The 17652-nt window shown below is 60.1% G+C and carries 15 protein-coding genes and 1 tRNA gene; 8 read left to right on the top strand and 8 right to left on the bottom strand.

Going from position 1 to position 17652, the window contains the following annotated elements; all coding sequences use genetic code 11:
* The first annotated feature begins 225 nt into the window (after nt 1–225).
* Nucleotides 226–1473, top strand: coding sequence for an autotransporter strand-loop-strand O-heptosyltransferase (locus IEV53_RS07650; RefSeq protein WP_188426174.1), 1248 nt, complete (start codon nt 226–228; stop codon nt 1471–1473).
* Nucleotides 1474–1509: 36 nt separating this feature from the next.
* On the opposite strand, the gene IEV53_RS07645 is transcribed toward IEV53_RS07650, so the two are convergent.
* From IEV53_RS07645 to IEV53_RS07630, 4 genes are all read right to left on the bottom strand, one after another.
* Complete coding sequence (locus IEV53_RS07645; protein ID WP_229719752.1) at nt 1510–2400, bottom strand: AraC family transcriptional regulator; 891 nt, start codon at nt 2398–2400, stop codon at nt 1510–1512.
* Nucleotides 2401–2508: 108 nt separating this feature from the next.
* Nucleotides 2509–3297 carry a nucleoside triphosphate pyrophosphohydrolase gene (gene mazG, locus IEV53_RS07640; RefSeq protein ID WP_264784126.1) on the bottom strand — a complete coding sequence of 263 codons (789 nt, stop codon included), beginning with the start codon at nt 3295–3297 and terminating at the stop codon, nt 2509–2511.
* Nucleotides 3298–3380: 83 nt separating this feature from the next.
* Complete coding sequence (locus IEV53_RS07635; RefSeq protein WP_188426173.1) at nt 3381–4175, bottom strand: class I SAM-dependent methyltransferase; 795 nt, start codon at nt 4173–4175, stop codon at nt 3381–3383.
* 37 nt (nt 4176–4212) lie between these two features.
* A complete protein-coding gene (locus IEV53_RS07630) occupies nt 4213–5589 on the bottom strand; it encodes an amino acid permease (protein WP_229719751.1) in 1377 nt (458 codons plus the stop codon).
* Between the two features lie 67 nt (nt 5590–5656).
* Here IEV53_RS07630 and argC point away from each other — a divergent pair, with 67 nt between their 5' ends.
* The 6 genes from argC to IEV53_RS07600 all read left to right on the top strand — a co-directional run bounded on the left by argC (nt 5657) and on the right by IEV53_RS07600 (nt 12615).
* On the top strand, nt 5657–6562 hold the full coding sequence (gene argC, locus IEV53_RS07625) for an N-acetyl-gamma-glutamyl-phosphate reductase (RefSeq protein ID WP_188426172.1): 906 nt from the start codon (nt 5657–5659) through the stop codon (nt 6560–6562).
* A 255-nt stretch (nt 6563–6817) separates the two neighbouring features.
* Nucleotides 6818–8767 (top strand): sensor domain-containing protein, encoded by a 1950-nt coding sequence (locus tag IEV53_RS07620; protein WP_229719750.1) that lies wholly within the window; start codon nt 6818–6820, stop codon nt 8765–8767.
* 57 nt (nt 8768–8824) lie between these two features.
* Nucleotides 8825–8908: transfer RNA gene (locus IEV53_RS07615), tRNA-Leu, on the top strand.
* 102 nt (nt 8909–9010) lie between these two features.
* Nucleotides 9011–10171: a phosphoserine transaminase gene (locus IEV53_RS07610; protein WP_188426170.1), complete on the top strand. Its 1161-nt coding sequence runs from the start codon at nt 9011–9013 to the stop codon at nt 10169–10171.
* On the top strand, nt 10168–11313 hold the full coding sequence (locus IEV53_RS07605) for an ATP phosphoribosyltransferase regulatory subunit (RefSeq protein WP_188426169.1): 1146 nt from the start codon (nt 10168–10170) through the stop codon (nt 11311–11313). Before IEV53_RS07610 ends, IEV53_RS07605 begins: the two co-directional genes overlap by 4 nt.
* A 12-nt stretch (nt 11314–11325) precedes the next feature.
* A complete protein-coding gene (locus IEV53_RS07600; protein ID WP_188426168.1) occupies nt 11326–12615 on the top strand; it encodes an adenylosuccinate synthase in 1290 nt (429 codons plus the stop codon).
* A gap of 39 nt (nt 12616–12654) precedes the next feature.
* On the opposite strand, the gene ahpF is transcribed toward IEV53_RS07600, so the two are convergent.
* The 3 genes from ahpF to IEV53_RS07585 all read right to left on the bottom strand — a co-directional run bounded on the left by ahpF (nt 12655) and on the right by IEV53_RS07585 (nt 15965).
* Entirely contained in the window at nt 12655–14241 is a 1587-nt protein-coding gene (gene ahpF, locus IEV53_RS07595) for an alkyl hydroperoxide reductase subunit F (RefSeq protein WP_188426167.1), read from the bottom strand.
* Nucleotides 14242–14365: 124 nt separating this feature from the next.
* Complete coding sequence (gene ahpC / locus IEV53_RS07590; RefSeq protein ID WP_188426166.1) at nt 14366–14929, bottom strand: alkyl hydroperoxide reductase subunit C; 564 nt, start codon at nt 14927–14929, stop codon at nt 14366–14368.
* A 217-nt stretch (nt 14930–15146) separates the two neighbouring features.
* Nucleotides 15147–15965 carry an AraC family transcriptional regulator gene (locus IEV53_RS07585; protein WP_188426165.1) on the bottom strand — a complete coding sequence of 273 codons (819 nt, stop codon included), beginning with the start codon at nt 15963–15965 and terminating at the stop codon, nt 15147–15149.
* Nucleotides 15966–16076: 111 nt separating this feature from the next.
* On the opposite strand from IEV53_RS07585, the gene IEV53_RS07580 reads away from it, so the two are divergent.
* Nucleotides 16077–16964, top strand: coding sequence for an NAD(P)-dependent oxidoreductase (locus IEV53_RS07580; RefSeq protein WP_188426164.1), 888 nt, complete (start codon nt 16077–16079; stop codon nt 16962–16964).
* A 6-nt stretch (nt 16965–16970) separates the two neighbouring features.
* Here the strand turns inward: IEV53_RS07580 and IEV53_RS07575 are convergent, their stop codons facing one another.
* Nucleotides 16971–17594, bottom strand: coding sequence for a CPBP family glutamic-type intramembrane protease (locus tag IEV53_RS07575; protein WP_229719749.1), 624 nt, complete (start codon nt 17592–17594; stop codon nt 16971–16973).
* Between the last annotated feature and the right edge of the window lie 58 nt (nt 17595–17652).

Genomic DNA, 17652 nt, shown 5'->3' with positions numbered 1-17652 from the left:
ACAGTAACAATAAGCGCGGAGGAATGAGCCTGAACGATATGATTTGAAAGAGTGTAAAAAGATTCTTACGTTGTAGAATGGCAAACGGGGTTTTAGATAGAGCCACCCCTTTCTGCCCGTTCGGAACACGGGTTGGTTATTCGGATCACGGGGAAAAAATCGACCCGGGATGTATCCGTCTGCGTTCATCTCATGGAAACAGCTAAGAAGGCGTAAACGCGGCCCATGTCCACAGATAGCTCTGCCAACGCCCCGACCTCAGAGACTCAGACGGCTCCTGCGGGCCCCCCGATGCCGAATCCCTATGTTCTGCCGCCCGACCTGCCCACAAATGACGCGGGGCAGGGTATTCATTTCGATTTCAACTGGGGCGCGCGTGTCCTTCTGCCGAAAAAACCCGGCGGCCGCTGGCGCGCCACTCTGACCGATCTCGATAATTCGACGATCATCTTTCAGGGCGAACTCGAAGAGGGGCATCTCTCCTCGACGAAAAAATTCTTCATTCGGTTTGCGGTCGATGTACAGCGCATTGCCGATGACGGCACGGAAACTGTCGTCCTGCACCATGAGTTTGATGCGCGTGGCAAGATTGTGCTGGTGCAGCTTCCGGTCGGTACGCTTGGCTGGTTTCCCTATGTGGCGCGCTTTGCTGCCAAGAGCGGGGCACGTGTAATCTGTTCCCTAGCAGGCGTCTTCATTCCGCTTTTCGCGAAGGCCTATCCTGAGATCGAGCTTACGACGCGAGAAGAGCTGGAAAAAAGCCCGCTGCGTTCGCAGATTTACGCCACCTATAATATCGGTCTGTTTTTCGACGACACCGATAACATCCATCAGCCCTGCGATTTCCGTTATGTCGGGCTGCATCGCACGGCGGGCTATATTCTGGGCGTTGATCCGACAGAAGAGCCGCCGAAAATCGTGATCGAGGATGACACGCGGCCGATCGAAGAGCCCTATGTCTGCATCGCGACCCAGGCTTCGGCGCAGTGCAAATACTGGAACAACCCGGGCGGCTGGCTTGGCGTGATCGCCTATCTGAAGAAGCGCGGCTATCGCGTGATCTGTATCGATCAAAAACCATATAGCGGCGCGGGTATTGTCTGGAACCAGATCCCCCACGGTGCTGAAGATGAGACGGGCAATCGTCCTTTGAGCGAACGCGCGCGCTGGCTCAAGCATGCCGATCTGTTTATCGGGCTGAGCTCCGGTCTTACCTGGCTCGCCTGGGCGACTGGAACGAAAAGCATTATGATCTCGGGCTTCACCCACCCGAATAACGAGTTCCACACGCCATGGCGTGTCATCTCATGGCATGCCTGCAATTCATGCTGGAACGATCCGCGCTACATGTTCGATCACAATAATTTTCTGTGGTGCCCCCGTCACGCTAATACCGACCGTCAGTTCGAATGCTCCAAACTGATCTCGACAGACGTGGTCACCAAGAACATCGCTCTGGCCCTGGAGGCCTGATATTGCCGCGGAGACGGGCGCCTCTCGGGGCGCCTGTCATTTGAGCGGCAAATACAGTTCGGCAACTGACTTGTGCTCAGGCACTTCCGGGAAGAACGCGATACGCTGGCAATAGAGCGGAAAACTGCGCGTCTCTTCCCCGCTTTCCGGCAGCCACTGCCGATAGAGTTCTGAGGCGGCCTCTTCCAGATGGTCAATTATGCCGGTGACACGCAACACCGCGCAGCGCCCCGCGGGCAGGCTGCTGATCTCAATTGCCTCATCAAAAGCAGAAATCGCTTTGTCTGTGCCGACGCAAAGCCCGACACGATAATGATCTGGCGGTGTCGTTTCCGGGTCGTCAGGGAACAGCGTATAGGTGGCACTGTTACGCGGGGTCAGGCCATTGGCACGGCGCCAGGCGATAAAGCGCTGTATGGTCTGCCCGAGCCCCTCTGGCGCCCCCTGATGGGTCATGACCGCAATGCGTGTTGCAGCGACCTCCCGGATGGTGACGGCATCGAGCGTATAATGCTGAGTCATCAGGGTGCTTCTTGCGACATCAAGTGCCGTGCAACTCGTCTCCCACGCGGCCCAGTCGGGGGTCTTGCGGAAGGAAGAGGGGATCTGTCCCGCACGAAGGCGAAAGGCGCGGGAGAAAGCCTGCGGTGTTTCATATCCGGCCTCAAGCGCAATCCGCGTGATGCTTTCACTGCCATAGGCAAGCCGGGTGGCAGCGCGTTTGAAGCGTGCGAGCTGGATATAGCGATGCAGAGTGAGGCCAAAAAGCGCCCTGAACTGTCGATGGAAATGGGCGGGTGAAAATGACGCCACGGCGCTGATTGTGTCGAGATCGAGCGCTTCGTCGAGATGGCTGTCGATATGGTCACGCGCCCGACGCATACGGGCGAGGTAATGAGAGCGGGCTTTGCCATCGGCATCGGTCATGGGGCCATCCTGCGAAAGGGACGCCTCTTTTGAGCAGGTTCTGCCGCGCGCTGCGTGCCCGATCCTGCTTTTTTCTGCGGTGCCGATGCCCCCCGTTGAGATCGGTCTTCAGCTGGCTTTTGCCTGGGCAAGCCTGATCTTGACCTCGCGCCAGAGCGCTTCCTGCGCGGTAAGGTCAAGATCGGCAAGAGTGCTGCCGGTTTCGGCCAGAACGGATTCCATGGTCTCGATACGCCGGGTAAACTTGGCATTGCCCTGCCTGAGGCAGGCTTCCGGGTCGAGACCGAGCTTGCGGGCCAGGCTGGCGACCGTAAAGAGCACGTCGCCGATCTCATCTTCGAGACGGGTCTTGTCGCCAAGGGGGAGTTCGGCGCGTACTTCTTCAAGCTCTTCGTTGATCTTTTCGAGAACCTGCTCGGGCGTATCCCAGTCAAACCCGACGCGTGCGGCGCGTTTGCCCAGTTTCTCGGCCCTGATCAGGGCGGGCAGGGCAGGCGCGATACCGGCAAGAAGCCCATATTCCGCCTTTGCTGCGCGCTCGGCCTGCTTGTTACGCTCCCACAGATCGGCATCGAGTTCGGCTTCGGCAAAGACATGAGGATGACGACGCACCATCTTGTCGCTGATCTGACGCGCCACTTCTGCAAAATCGAACCGTCCCGCCTCTTCGGCAATTCGCGCCTGATAGACGACCTGAAGCAGCAGATCGCCGAGTTCGTCAGGAAGCGCCTGCCAGTCTTCCCGGGCGATCGCATCCATGACCTCATAGGCTTCTTCTATGGCGAAGGGGGCAATGGTTTCGTGGGTCTGGACCCTGTCCCATGCGCAACCTGTCTGCGGGTCACGCAAACGGATCATGATGGAGAGAAGGCGGTCGAGTTCTTCTGCAGCGTTCAAGACAGGCTCCGGTCTCGGAATGGACGACGCAGATTATAGGCCGCGCCCGTTCCGCAGGCCACCTGCCCTGGAAGGGTTTCGGCTCAGTTATCGTGATCCTGCTTCAGAGGCTTCTGGAATTTCAGCACAACCTGATCGGTACGCCCGCGGATCGACTTGTCGAAGACCGGCAGGGTGTGGGTATCGTCAGGGTTGCGCAGCGCAGGGCTGCTGGTAACGAGACGGAAACCGGCCGACTCAACCTGCTTGACGATGAGATCAGGGTCGATGCGATGCAGTGTTGTGGGGGCGGTAGTGCCTGTGCCAGCCAGGGCAACATGGTCGATCACCATAAAAATCCCCCCCGGCTTGAGAGCCTGATAGATCGCCTGATCCATATGCAGTGCTGTTGCAGGCCCCATCCCGCCATAGACGTCATGGTAGTTCTGCGAGGTCCAGACGAGGTCGAGGGGCTGGGCCACCTTGAAATCGACGATCGGTGTGACAACCACCGAGACATTTCCAAAAGCAGGATTGGCGGCAATGGCCTGTGCCATTTGCGGTATCTGCGGATGGCGCGCCACCATCTCGGCGGGAATGACCGCATAGACATGGCCTGACGCGCCGAGTTCAAGACTGAGCAGCCGGGTGAAGTAACCGCTACCGGGCATCAGATCGGCAACTGCCGCGCCCTTGGGCAGCGGCGTGAGGGCGAGCAGATCGAAAGGCTTGCGCTGGGCATCCTTGGCGCGATCGGCATCGGGGCGGGCAGGCGAGGCCAGAATTGCAGCCGATGGCAGTGCCGTCGCCGCGTCAGACGCACTTTGCGCATGCACTGCGGCGACTGGCGTCAGGGCCAGCCCTGTCAGGATGAGGGCGAGGGTGGAACGAGGTATCATACCGGTCATCCTGAGAAAGGGGAAACGGAACTCTGGCTTATCTGCCTTTGCGGCACAAGGCATACAGCCCAAGGATGGCCGCAACGCTGACGAGGCTGGCAATGATGGTCTGACGTCCGTCCGCCTGTACCAGCATGGCAATGACCACCAGACCGATGGCTGCAAGCGTGCCAAGATTGAGCACTGTGCCGAAGGGCAGGGTGAAGACGCGGTTCTGCGGGTCGGCCAGACGGAAGACGCGATGGGACGACACGATCAGCCCGTAGATCAGCAGCATGACCGCGCCGGTTGCGCCAAGCAGAAAGGCGAAGATCAGCTTGGGAGAAAGGATCGAGCAGAAGGCGACCACAAGCCCGATAAGGCTCGAGAAAGTGACGGCGCGCTGAGGCACATGGCTGCGCGACAGGGTTGCGAACCATTTGGGGGCGTCGTGCAGTTCCGCGAGGCCCAGAAGGGTGCGCGACGTGATGTAGATGCTCGAATTCAGACAGGAGAGAATGGCTGTAAAAACCACGATCTGCATCAGGGTTGCCGCGCCGGGTACGCCGATATGACGCATGACGGTCACGAAGGGCGAATAGCCGGGTTCGATCGAGGTCCATGGCACGAGCGTCAGGATGAGCACGACAGAGAGTAGATAGAAAAGCGTGACACGCACGCCGATGGTGCGGGTCACGCGGGCAAGGTTTTCTTCCGCATTCTCTGATTCCGCAGCAGCAACCGTCGCGGATTCAGAGCCGATCATCGAGAACAGCACGGTCGGGACCGTTGCGAGAATGGCTCCCCAGCCATGCGGAAAGAGCCCATCGTGGTTGAAGACATTATGAATAATCTTCGGATGCGGCCCGACGAAATGGCTTAGGCTGAGCAGGCCGAGCGCGCAGAAGGCAATAATGGTGGCCACCTTGATGAGAGAAAGCCAGAATTCGCATTCGCCGAATACGCGCACCGAAACGAGATTGATCAGGTTGACGGCGATGATGAGAAAAGGCGCCAGAACCCAGACGGGCAGATTGACCCAGTCCTGCATGGCGATGGCTCCGCCAATGGCTTCGGCGCCGATCGTGACTACCCAGAACAGCCAGTACAGCCAGCCGGACAGGAACCCTGCCCAGTTGCCATGAGCCGTGCGAATGCAATCGATGAACGTGCCGATACCGGGACGCGCCAGCAGCATCTCGCCCAGCATGCGAATCACGATGACAACCAGAAGGCCGGTGCCCATATAGGTGAGCAGGATGGCAGGCCCGGCAGCAGCGATAGCGGCAGAACTGCCTATGAAAAGACCCGCGCCGATGACACCGCCGAGGGCAATCATGGCAATATGGCGGTCCTTGAGCTTGCCACCATGCAGGAGCGGTGGCTCACCTACTTGAGAAAAACCTTGGGGTGAAAGTTTATCTTTATCCATCATGCATTGGACAAAGCCATGTAAATGCTTACTTCGTCCAGATGGAATATTTTAGTGAGGGAATGAATTGATGACACGGGTCTTCATCGACGGTGAGGCAGGAACGACCGGGCTGGGCATTAGGGACCGCCTGCGCGCCCTGCCAGTCGAGGTTCTCTCCATCGATCCTGCAAAGCGCAAAGACCCGCAGGCACGCCTCGAGATGATGCAGGCAGCCGATATCGTTGTGCTGTGCCTTCCCGATGATGCAGCGCGCGAGGCAGTGGCACTGGCTGCCGGTCTCGATAATGTGAAAATCCTTGATGCCAGCACCGCTCATCGTGTGGCGGCAGACTGGGAATATGGCTTTCCCGAACTCGACTCGACTCAATCCGACCGTATCGCTTCGGCCCGTCATGTTGCCAATCCCGGATGCTACCCGACCGGTGTGATCGGGTTGCTGCGTCCTTTGGTCGATGCCGGACTGGTGCCTGCCGATCACCCGATCACCATCAATGCCGTCAGCGGCTATAGCGGTGGCGGTCGCAGCGAGATCGAGGCCCATGAAGCGCATGGTGGCCCCGCTTTCGAATTGTACGGGCTCGGGCTCGAGCACAAGCATGTGCCCGAGATCATGGCGTATGCGGGCCTGAAACGCCGTCCGCTTTTCGTGCCCTCGATCGGTCATTTTGCGCAGGGGATGATCGTCTCGATTCCGCTGCAGCTGGCCGATTTGCCGGGCTATGTGCGCGTCTCCGACATTGAGGCTTGCCTGCGCGCCTATTACAAAGGATCGGACTACGTCTCTCTGGCTTCGGCCGATCTAACCCGTCTCGACGCCGCAGCTCTGGCCGATCGCGACGAGATGGCGCTGCGTGTGCATGGCAACGAGAAATGGCGGCATGTGCTGCTGACGGCCAGCCTCGATAACCTGGGCAAGGGCGCTGCTGGTGCCGCTTTGCAGAACATCCGCCTTATGGGGGGCATCAAAGACTGATCGGTTGAGGCAACCGGAAGAGAACTCCCGCGATATCAATATGTTGCCTGATGCGGGAGATATTTCCCAAAGAGTGGGTGCGTTGGTGTTTTTTTTACGGTATGTCGCGGGTAGCGCAGTGAAAACAAGGCGTTAATCGCCACGTGGTGGCGCTTCGGAAGTTACGTTCTGGTCATCAATCCAGACCTATAGTCCCTAAAGGCTTTCTCTCGGGCGACGGGTCCGGTTCGAATGGGTCGAAAGGGCATGGCGCATATGAGAGGAGTGACTGGGCAGACAAGACCGGATCGCGCCGGGCATGTGCTCGACTGGCTCCCTCTGCTCGTCTGCCACGTCGAGGCCGATGGGAGAATCTCCTATCTCAATCGCAGCTGGGAGCGGTTTTCCGGAATCGATCCAAAATGCGGCGCCGTTGTCTGGACAGATCTGCTTGAAAATCCGGGACAAGTTTCGTGTCTGCCCGAACATTGCCAGGCCCCAACAAGCTGCTCTGTTCACAGCAGCGTGGCGCTCAGGCATCCAGGCGGGGCGCCGGTCAGGACGGATCTGCACTGGCAGAAAATGGGTGGCACGGAGGGGGGAGGCTGGATTTTGTTTTGTCACCCGGAAACCGACTTTCCTCTTCTTCTTCCAAGCCTTCCCCAGGGTGAAACGCCAGAAGCTCCTTCGGCCAAGGCGATATCTGGCGTCCAGATCGATACTGGGCTGGACACGCTTCCCACGCGCCCTGAGCTGTTTCAGCCTCGGGTGAGCAGTAGCCTTGGTTCCGAACCGGTCAACGCGAAGCATTCCGTCCGCAGGAAAAAGAACGTGTCATCTGTTCTTGCGGCTCAATCCGCCTCTTATACGGCGCGCAGGGCTTTTCGTACGCTTAGCCGGGAGATGGCGGCCCGGGTCGATGCGCGAGAGGGAAAGGACGGTCTGACCGGGCTTTTGGACCGCCAGGCTTTCGACACTCGCCTCGAGCAGTCGATGGCTCTGGCTGTGACAGAGGGGCGGGCTCTCGGGTTTCTGATCGTCGATATCGATTATCTGGGCGATCTGAACGATCTCTACGGGCGCGATGTTGGTGATCAGGTGCTCAAGCTCGTTGCTGACCGGCTCAGCCTCGTAACTGCGCATGAAGGCGATGCAGCGCGTACGGGTGATGACGAGTTTTCAGCGCTTCTGACAGGCGAGGTCTCCGCATCGACCTTGGCCGGTCATGCCCAGGCCCTGCTCAGTTTCATCGATCTGCCACTCAGGCTTGGCAACAGGCAGGTAAGGTTCGGCCTCAGCATCGGTGCGGCGCTTTATCCCCAGGACGGCGAGGGGGTCTCGCAACTGAGGCAGGCAGCCCTGCTCGCGCTCAACGATGTCAAGGCGCATGGAAGGGGCGGTTTTCGCCTCTACCATGCAGGCATGGCGCAGCGCGGCAATGGCGTGACTGCCCAGACCAATTCTGTGCGACAGATGCTGGATCAGGACCAGATTTACCCCGCCTATCAGGCAAAAGTCAGATTGTCCGACGGTCACATCACGGGGGCCGAGGCCCTGATGCGCTGGCATGGACGCAGCGATCTCCCCAGCGGTCCTGACGCCTTTCCAGAGATTTTCCGCAATTATGATCTGGCGAGCCGTGTTTCGGCGCGTGTGCAGGAATGTGTTTTCGAGGATATCGCCCTGTGGCGCAGCGCGGGGCTCATGCCGCCGCCGATTTCGATCAATGTCGCGCCGGTCGAATTCATGCAGGACGATTACGCCGAAAAGCTACTGGCGCGGCTCGATAGTCACGGACTGTCTGCCAGACTGATCGAGCTCGAACTGACCGAGCATGTTCTCTACCAGAACAGCGAGCATTATATTCATCGTGCTCTGGCGCTGTTGCGCCGGGCAGGCGTGCGGATCACGCTCGATGATTTTGGTACGGGCTATTCGTCTCTCGGCTTCCTGAGAGATTTTCCCGTCTCGTCCATCAAGATCGATCGCAGCTTCATTCGCAAGATCTGCTCGGAATCATCCATGGAGGTGATTGTCGAGGCGATCATTCGTTTTGGTGAGGCGGTATCGGTCGATGTGGTGGCCGAGGGGATCGAGACCGAGGCCCAGCTTGCCCTGTTGCGCCGCATCGGTTGCCCTACAGGTCAGGGCTTTCTGTTTTCATCTCCGGTCGCTTCAACAGGGTTTGCGCGCCTGCTGGCCGGGTCGAGGCGTTTCGATTTGTGATCCTGCCGGGTATCCGTTGCCTTTTTTCCTGAACCTCGCTAACAATTCGCCCATCATGCGAGAGTGACGGAACGGTAGACGTAGTCGGCTCAAAATCGACCGCCGCAAGGCATGGGGGTTCGAATCCCCCCTCTCGTACCATATTTTTCATCGAAAACATGCTATTGACCGGGCCATGACTTGCGCCTTTGGGCCTGCCTCCGGCATATCTCGCGAACTTTCTTTCAGTTTGCCGGACTCATCATGCCCCAACGCCCTGTCAGAAAACCCGCCCGACCGTTCTTTTCGTCAGGCCCTTGCGCAAAGCGCCCGGGCTGGACGCTGAACGCGCTCGATGGCGCGCTGCTCGGGCGGTCGCATCGCGCGCCTGAGGGCAGGGCGCGGCTCAAGGAAGTCATCGACCGCTCGCATAGCCTGCTTGAGGCCCCGGGCGACTGGAAGATCGGGATCGTGCCTGCATCGGATACCGGTGCCGTCGAAATGATCCTCTGGGCCCTGGCGGGCGAACGCCCCGTCGATGTGCTGTCATTCGAGAGTTTCTCCGGGCTCTGGGCGCAGGATCTGCGCGACGTGCTCAAGCTCGACGCCTTAACGGTGCATGAAGCGCCTTATGGGGCGCTGCCTGATCTATCGGCGGTCGACTGGTCGCATGACGTGGTCCTGACCTGGAATGGCACCACTTCTGGCGTCTGTGTGCCGGGGGCAGATGCCATTCCGGCGCAGCACGACGGACTGGTGATCTGCGATGCGACCTCGGCAGCGTTTGCCATGGACCTGCCATGGGATCGTCTCGATGTCGTGACCTGGTCGTGGCAGAAGGCGCTGGGCGGAGAGGCTGCTCATGGCATGATCGCGCTCAGCCCCCGTGCTGTTGCCCGGCTCGAACAGGCCTCGCCACGCCCGCTTCCCAAGATCTTTCGCCTCACCAACAAGAAGGGGCTGATCGACGCGATCTTCTCGGGCGACACGATCAATACGCCCTCGATGCTGTGTGTCGAAGATGCGCTGGACGGGCTGAGATGGGCCGATGCCATTGGCGGTCTCAAGGCGCTCAAGATTCGCTCCCGGGCCAATTTCGAGGCCGTTGCGCGCTGGGTCGCGCAGACCGACTGGGTGGAATTCCTTGCCGCCGAGCCCAGCCAGCGTTCGACCACGTCGATCTGTCTGCGTATCGTCGCCCCCTGGTTTGCCGAACAGAATATCGAAAACCAGCAGACGATCGTGAAGACTCTGACTGGTCTGATTGCGGATGAAGGGGCGGGTTTCGATCTCGCCTCATATCGCGACGCGCCGCCGGGCCTGCGGATCTGGGGTGGAGCCACGGTCGAAACTGACGATATCGAGGCGCTTCTCCCGTGGCTCGACTGGGCCTATGAAAGCGTCAGGATGGAATACAGCGTATGAAACTGACCGACGAGCCCGATACAGCCCTTCTCCCCTCGGGGTTTATCGACCTGCTGCAGCACGAAGCTGAGGCCGAGGCGCAGGGGATCGAATCCGTGATGGAAGTGTTCGCCGCTCATGGCTATGAGCGCGTACGCCCGCCCTTGCTCGAATTCGAGACATCGCTGCTGCATGGTGCCGGTCAGGCGCTCGAGGAACAGACTTTTCGCCTGATGGATCCGGAATCGCGTCGTATGATGGCGCTGCGCCCGGACATGACCACACAGATTGCGCGCATTGCCGCAACGCGTCTGGCGGCAACGGCACGCCCGCTGCGCCTCTCCTATGCCGGGTCATGCATTCTGGTCGGTACGCCAGGCCGTGAAGGCCAGCGCCAGATCAGTCAGGCCGGGATCGAGCTGATCGGTGCCGATTCCGTCGAAGCCGATTGCGAAGTTGTGCTGATTGCCGCAGAGGCGCTCGAGAAGCTGGGTGTCGAGGAATACTCCTTCGATCTCTCCTGCCCGGCGCTGGTTCAGGCACTGGTCGGCCTGTCGGGATATACAGGGGCCCGTCGGGCTGCGCTGGTGCATGCGCTTGATCGCAAGGACATTGCTGCTGTTGCCGAGCTTGGCGGGCCGGTGGCTTCGGTGCTGACCGCCCTTGTCGAGGCATGTGGTCCTTCGGATGCGGCACTGGCCATTCTCGAGACGATCGATCTGCCTCCTGAAATCAGGCTGCACGCCGATCGGCTGGTCGCCGTTGTGCGCGCCCTGCATCTGCGTGCGCCGCAACTGCGTCTGACGGTCGATCCTGCCGAATTTCGCGGCTGGCAGTATCACACCGGTATCTGCATGACCGTTTTCGCCAGAAGCCAGCGTGAAGAACTGGGGCGTGGCGGACGGTATCAGGCACAGGGTGAGGAACCGGCTTGCGGTCTCACCTTCCGTCCTGAAATCCTGCTTCGTGCCGCCCGGCCGATCGTTCTGCGTCCGCGCGTCTATGTGGCCGCTGAAATGCAGGACTCAGCTGGCGCGGCCCGCCTGCGCGCAGAGGGCTATGCCACGGTAGCCGGTCTCGACACCGTCGATGATCTGCCTGCCGAGGCCCGTCGCCTCAATTGCACTTTCATTTTCGTCGCTGACGAACTCATCACGCTGTAAAGGGATAAGAGCATGTCCAACGTCACCGTCATCGGCACCCAGTGGGGTGACGAAGGCAAGGGAAAGATCGTGGACTGGCTGGCCAGCCGTGCGGATATCGTCGTCCGCTTCCAGGGCGGTCACAACGCCGGTCATACACTCGTGGTGGGCGATCAGGTCTACAAGCTCTCCCTGCTGCCTTCCGGCCTCGTACGCGGCAAGACCGGCGTCATCGGCAATGGCGTGGTGGTTGATCCCGAAGCGCTGCTGTCCGAAATCGACCGCGTGTCGGCCCAGGGGCTCGTCGTGAATCCCGAAACGCTCTGGGTGGCCGATAACGTGCCGCTCATCCTGCCGCTGCATGTTGCGACAGATCGCGCCCGCGAGGCTGCGCGTGGCGATCGAAAGATCGGCACGACCGGCCGTGGCATCGGCCCGGCCTATGAGGACAAGGTAGCCCGTCGTGCCATCCGGCTGTGCGATCTGGCCGAGCCTGAAACGCTCGACTGGAAGCTCGATGAACTGCTTCTGCATCACAACACGCTTCTCGCGGGTCTGGGTGCTGCGACCTTCACCAAGCAGGAAATTCTCGATCATTTGGCAAAGCTTGCGCCGCGTGTGCTGCCTTTCGCCTGCTCGGTATGGGAGCGGCTGGATGAGGCGCGTCGTGCTGGCCGTCGCATCCTGTTCGAGGGCGCGCAGGCCGTCATGCTCGATGTCGATCATGGCACCTATCCCTTTGTGACCAGTTCGAACACCGTTGCCGCCGTTGCGGCCAGTGGCAGCGGCGTCGGTCCGGGAACGGTTGGTTTCGTTCTGGGTATTGCCAAGGCCTATACGACCCGCGTGGGTGAGGGACCGTTCCCCTCCGAGCTTTTCGACGATGTCGGCCAGAAGCTGGGCGAACGCGGGCGTGAATTCGGTACCGTAACGGGCCGTCCGCGTCGCTGCGGCTGGTTTGATGCCGTGCTCGTTCGTCGCGCTGCCCGTGTGGGTGGTGTGAACGGCATCGCGCTGACCAAGCTCGATGTGCTCGACGGGTTCGAGGAAGTGAAGATCTGTGTCGGTTATGAACTCGACGGCCAGACGATCACGTCCTTCCCTTCCAGCCCCGCTGCCCAGGCCCGTCTGAAGCCGGTTTTCGAATCCATGCCCGGCTGGCAGGAAACGACTTTCGGTGCGCGTAGCTGGGCCGATCTGCCTGCTGCTGCGATCAAATATATTCGCCGTATCGAGGAACTGATCGAGGCGCCGGTCACGCTGCTCTCGACCAGCCCCGAGCGCGACGACACTATTCTGATGCGCGATCCTTTCGAGGATTGAGACGAAAAAAGCGGGCCGAAAGGCCCGCTTTTTTTATGTCTATTCCGCGGCAGCGGCGATTGGTGCTGCCGAAGGCAGTCGGATCAGATAGTCAAAGGCTGACAGGCCGGCTTTTGCCCCTTCGCCAGTGGCGACGATGATCTGCTTGAACGGCGTCGTCGTGGCATCTCCGGCGGCAAAAATGCCGGGAACGGAGGTGGCGTTATGCGTATCGACAACGATCTCGCCGCGATCGCTCAGCACCACGCTGTCCTGCAGCCATTCGGTGTTCGGCACCAGACCGATCTGGACGAAAATCCCTTCCAGCGCGATCTTGTGCGGCGTGCCCGTGGGGCGGTCACGATAGGCCAAAGCTGTGACGCGCGTGCCATCGCCTTCGACCTCGGTGGTCTGGGCATTCATGATGACGCGGACATTGGGCAGGCTGAACAGCTTGTCCTGCAGCACTGAGTCGGCACGCAGCACATCGGCAAATTCGAGCAGAGTCACTTCCGAGGCCAGGCCGGCAAGGTCGATCGCCGCTTCGACGCCACTATTGCCACCACCGATCACGGCCACACGCTTGCCCTTGAAAAGCGGGCCGTCACAATGCGGGCAATAGGCGACCCCCTTGTTGCGATACGCTTCTTCACCCGGCACGTTCATGGCGCGCCAGCGAGCACCCGGTGCCAGAATGATCGAGCGGCTGCGCATCACGGCCCCGCTTTCGAACCGGATTTCATGCAGGCCGCCCGGCTCAGCCGCAGGAATGAGGGCTGAGGCGCGCTGGCCCGTCGTGATGTCCACCTCATAGCTGCGCACATGTTTTTCCAGTGCCGCAGCCAGCTTCGGCCCTTCGGTTTCCGGCACCGAGATGTAGTTCTCGATGGCCATTGTATCTAGCACCTGACCGCCGAAGCGCTCACCGACGATGCCTGTGCGGATACCTTTGCGGGCATCATAGACAGCCGCCGCTGCACCGGCCGGACCGGCGCCCACGATCAGCACCTCGAAAGGCGCTTTCTCTGAGAGCTGTTCGGCCTTACGCGAGGCCGAGCCTGTGTCGAGCTTCGAGATGATGGCCTCGACATCCATACGACCAGAAGCAAAAGGCTCGCCATTCAGATAGATCTGCGGCACGGTCATGATATTGCGCTCGGTGACTTCCTTCTGGAACAGCGCGCCGTCAATCGCCGTATGGTCGATAGCCGGGTTGAGCGCGGCCATGGCGTTGAGTGCCTGCACGACATCCGGGCAGTTCTGGCACGACAGCGACATGTAGGTCTCAAAGCGCAGCGGGCCTTTCAGGCTGCGGATCTGATCGGCTGTTTCCGCCTCGATCTTTGGCGGATGGCCACCGATCTGCAGCAGGGCGAGAACGAGTGACGTGAATTCATGGCCCATCGGAATAGCCGCGAAACTTACCGCCTCTTCGCCGTCTGTCCGACGGATGCGAAAAGCGGGTGCGCGCGGTGCATCCGGAACCAGCCTGACGGTGATGCGGTCGGAAAGGGCTGCGATATCCTCGACGAGCGCGTGCATTTCCTGTGACTTGGCGCTGTCATCGAGCGAGGCTTCAAGCGTGATATCGTGGCGCAGATTGGTCAGATAGCTGCGCAGCTGGTCCTTGATCGTCGTGTCGAGCATGGAATTCTGTCCTGAAAAGAGGCGACGGGTGAAGCCCCGGATTGCGGGGCGTGCGCGAGGCACGCCGCGCCGCAATCTCTGTGGCGCCGGAAAGTGAAAGAGGGCGTGGTGTCGTAAAAGCGGATCAGATCTTGCCGATGAGATCGAGCGAGGGCGCCAGTGACTGATCGCCTTCTTTCCACTTCGCCGGGCAGACTTCGCCAGGATGGGCGGCGACATATTGTGCGGCCCGGATCTTGTCGAGCAGTGCGGTCGCGCTGCGTCCCACCCCGCCCGAGGTGATCTCGATATACTGGATGCGCCCCTCGGGGTTGATCAGGAAGCTTGCCCGGTCTGCAACGCCAGCCTCTTCGATCATTACGTCGAAATTGCGCGCAATGGTGCCTGTCGGGTCGGCGAGCATGACATAGTCGATCTTGCCGATGGCTGGCGAAGTGTCGTGCCATGCCTTGTGAGTGAAATGCTTGTTGGTCGATACCGAATAGATTTCCACTCCCAGCTTCTGGAATTCGGCGTAGTTGTCAGCCAGATCTTCAAGTTCCGTCGGGCAGACGAAGGTAAAATCAGCCGGGTAGAAGAAAACAACGGACCATTTTCCTTTGAGGTCCTGATCTGAAACGGTCAGGAAATTACCGCGGCAATAGGCGTCGGTTGAAAAGGGACGAATGGATGAGTCTATTCTTGCCATGAACCTGTCTCCGAAAAATCTTGATCTCAGTGAGAGCAAGGTCACCCTGTCATGGCGCTTTATTAAAGCAAAACAGATCGTTCTGATTTGTGTGATAGGGAAATCTTTTCAATGGAACGCTGTTGCGCTCTTCTGAAGAGCGCCATGGCGGTGGATGGTTTGGCTGGGGCTACCTGACTGGATCATGCCGCGACAGGCGGGGCGTCGCGGCATGGCCTCACCCGGATGTTCGCTTGTCGTCAGGGGGAACAGCCTGCGCTACCGCAAACCGGCTGGGTCGGCAGCCGGTGCTGCGTCTGAAGCTGGCCGAAAAGGCACCGATGCTTTCATACCCGACTGCAAGCGCCACATCGGTCACGCGCTCGCCACGCGCCAGTCTCTGCTGGGCGTCGATCATGCGTCTTTTCTGCAGCCAGACGGCAAAGCCAGCCCCGGTATCCGCTCTGAAATGCCGGACGAAAGAGCGCAGCGACATGCCGGCAAGCGCCGCCCATTCGGATTGGGAGCGTCTGTCACCGGGTGCCATTTCCAGATGGTCGGTCACACGTCGCAGTCGTGGGTCAGAGGGGATCGGCAACCCGGAAAGGCGTCGAGGCAGGGCGATCCACTCATCCCAGAAGCTCTCGGCCAGACGTGTTGTGACGAGGCTGGTCGTTCCCTCTTGAGTGGTCTGCGCAAGGCGCTCTGCCTGGGCATTGAGAAGAGGCGTGCCTTCGGCAAGAAAAGGCGTGTCGGGCAGGTTGGTGCAGCGGCAGGGATGGAGATAGAGCGTCCATCCGGCCATCGCGCCATGTGAGCGGGCTTCATGAGGCAGATCCGGAGGCAGCCATAGCACCTGCCCCGGGCCGACCGACCAGCAGGCTCGGTTTGTCCGAAACACCATCACGCCGCTTGCAAGGCCCAGAATCTGCCCGCGCGCATGGTGATGGCGTGGTGCGATCCGCCGCGTGTCCTGCGTGAGGCTGCCACCATGCAGCCAGAACCTGGAATCGTCGCGAGCCGCGTCAGGTGGGGTGATGAAGAGATTGGCGCACATGAGTCGATCTATGGCGCAGAGGCGCAAGAATGCCAGAGCGCAGTCCGATAAAACCTTCCTTGGCGCATGATCTTACGCATCTGAAGCGTCGGCGCAGCAAGGAGACACGCCATGGAAATCGGGTTTATCGGATTGGGCGCCATGGGTCAGGCCATGGCCACCCGCCTTCTGAACGAGGGGCATAGTCTGAGCGTCTGGAATCGGACATCCAGCAAGGCAGATGCGCTCGTTGCCAAAGGAGCCTTTCGGGCAGAGAATCCTGCCGAAGTGGCGCGCCGCTCGGAGATCGTTTTCTCCATGCTGTTTGACGATGCCACGACAGAGAGCGCGACATTCGGCGATCAGGGCATTGCCGAGGGCCTGCGCGAAAACGGTCTGCATATCTGCTGCAGCACGCTTTCCCTGGCGCAGGCAAGGCGCCTGCGTGACGGCCACTTAGAGCGCGGGCAGGCCTATATCAGCGCAAATGTTCTCGGTCGGCCACCAGCGGCCGCAGACGGCTCTCTTTTCATCATTGCTTCTGGCGCTACCGATCAGATCGAAAGGGCCAGCACGCTCTTTGCCTGCCTTGGGCAAAGAACATTCAATGCAGGTTCCGATCCGGTCCAGGCCAATCTGGTCAAGTTATCGCTGAATTTCATGATCTATTCCACGATCGAGCAGATGGCTGAGGTGTTCACAGTCAACGAGAAGCTGGGCACCGACCCTGGTCTGGTGTTCGAGATCATGACCAACAGCTTCTACACAGCCCCGGTGCACCGGAACTACGGCAGGCTGATGATTGATCGAAGCTACGATCATCCGGGTGCTCCTGTCACGCTGGGCCTCAAGGATGTGAAAATGTTCCTCGAAGCCGGGGGCGAGCAGGGCGTCCCGCTGCCTATCGCTTCGATCATGCGTGACCGTCTGATCGGGGCCATCAGTGCGGGGGATGCAGAGCGCGATTTCGTGGTGCTGCAGGAACGTGTGCGTCAGGAGGCAGGGCTTAAGCCGGGGTGAACGCCATCAGCCATGGTGCCAGGCAGCGCCGGTATAGAAAAACCGCCCCACGCCGATGGTGAAGATCAGGCATCCATAAAGACTATGCTCAAGACAGGAGAGGCGCAGGGAGCGATGGCGCTCGTAGTCCATCGCGAAAAGCGCCCCGCCAGCCACCGTCAGGACGATGGCAATCCAGTTCAGAAAAATGACATGGGCAAAGCCGAAAGCGGCGGCGCTGGCGGCAATGCGCGCCGGGGCCGTGCGCAGCACGGGGGCGTAACGGGTAAACAGAAAGGCGCGATATAGCATCTCTTGTGGCCAGACCGAGAGCAACGGGTAGAGCAGCAGGATCAGCAGCCAGAATCCGGGTCTGTGGCGCGGTAGGTCGAGAAAATGGGTCGGCCAGAACCACCACGCACAGAATGTCAGGACTGACCCAAGCAGGCCAAAGCGCAGAAGGATCGCCTTTACTTCCCGCCCTGGCTGGTGAGGGTGAGGCAATTGATGGCGCGTTACGAACAAGGCCAGAAGGGCGCCAAGCCACAGGGCTGCGAGCAGAATGCCCGGTCGTCTGAGAGCCAGAACGACGAGGGGACCGCCAGCAAAAAGGGCCAGCATTTCAGCCCAGAGCAGAGCCCTCCAAGTCACGCGGCCGGATCTCGGCCAAGGTAACTCAGCTCAAGGCGAGAGGCGGGCCACCAGCTTT

The sequence above is a fragment of the Asaia siamensis genome (genome assembly GCF_014635085.1).
Taxonomy (GTDB): Bacteria; Pseudomonadota; Alphaproteobacteria; order Acetobacterales; family Acetobacteraceae; genus Asaia; species Asaia siamensis.
The sequence above is the reverse complement of the archived record's forward strand: the minus strand, read 5'-3'. Positions and strand labels throughout refer to the sequence as shown.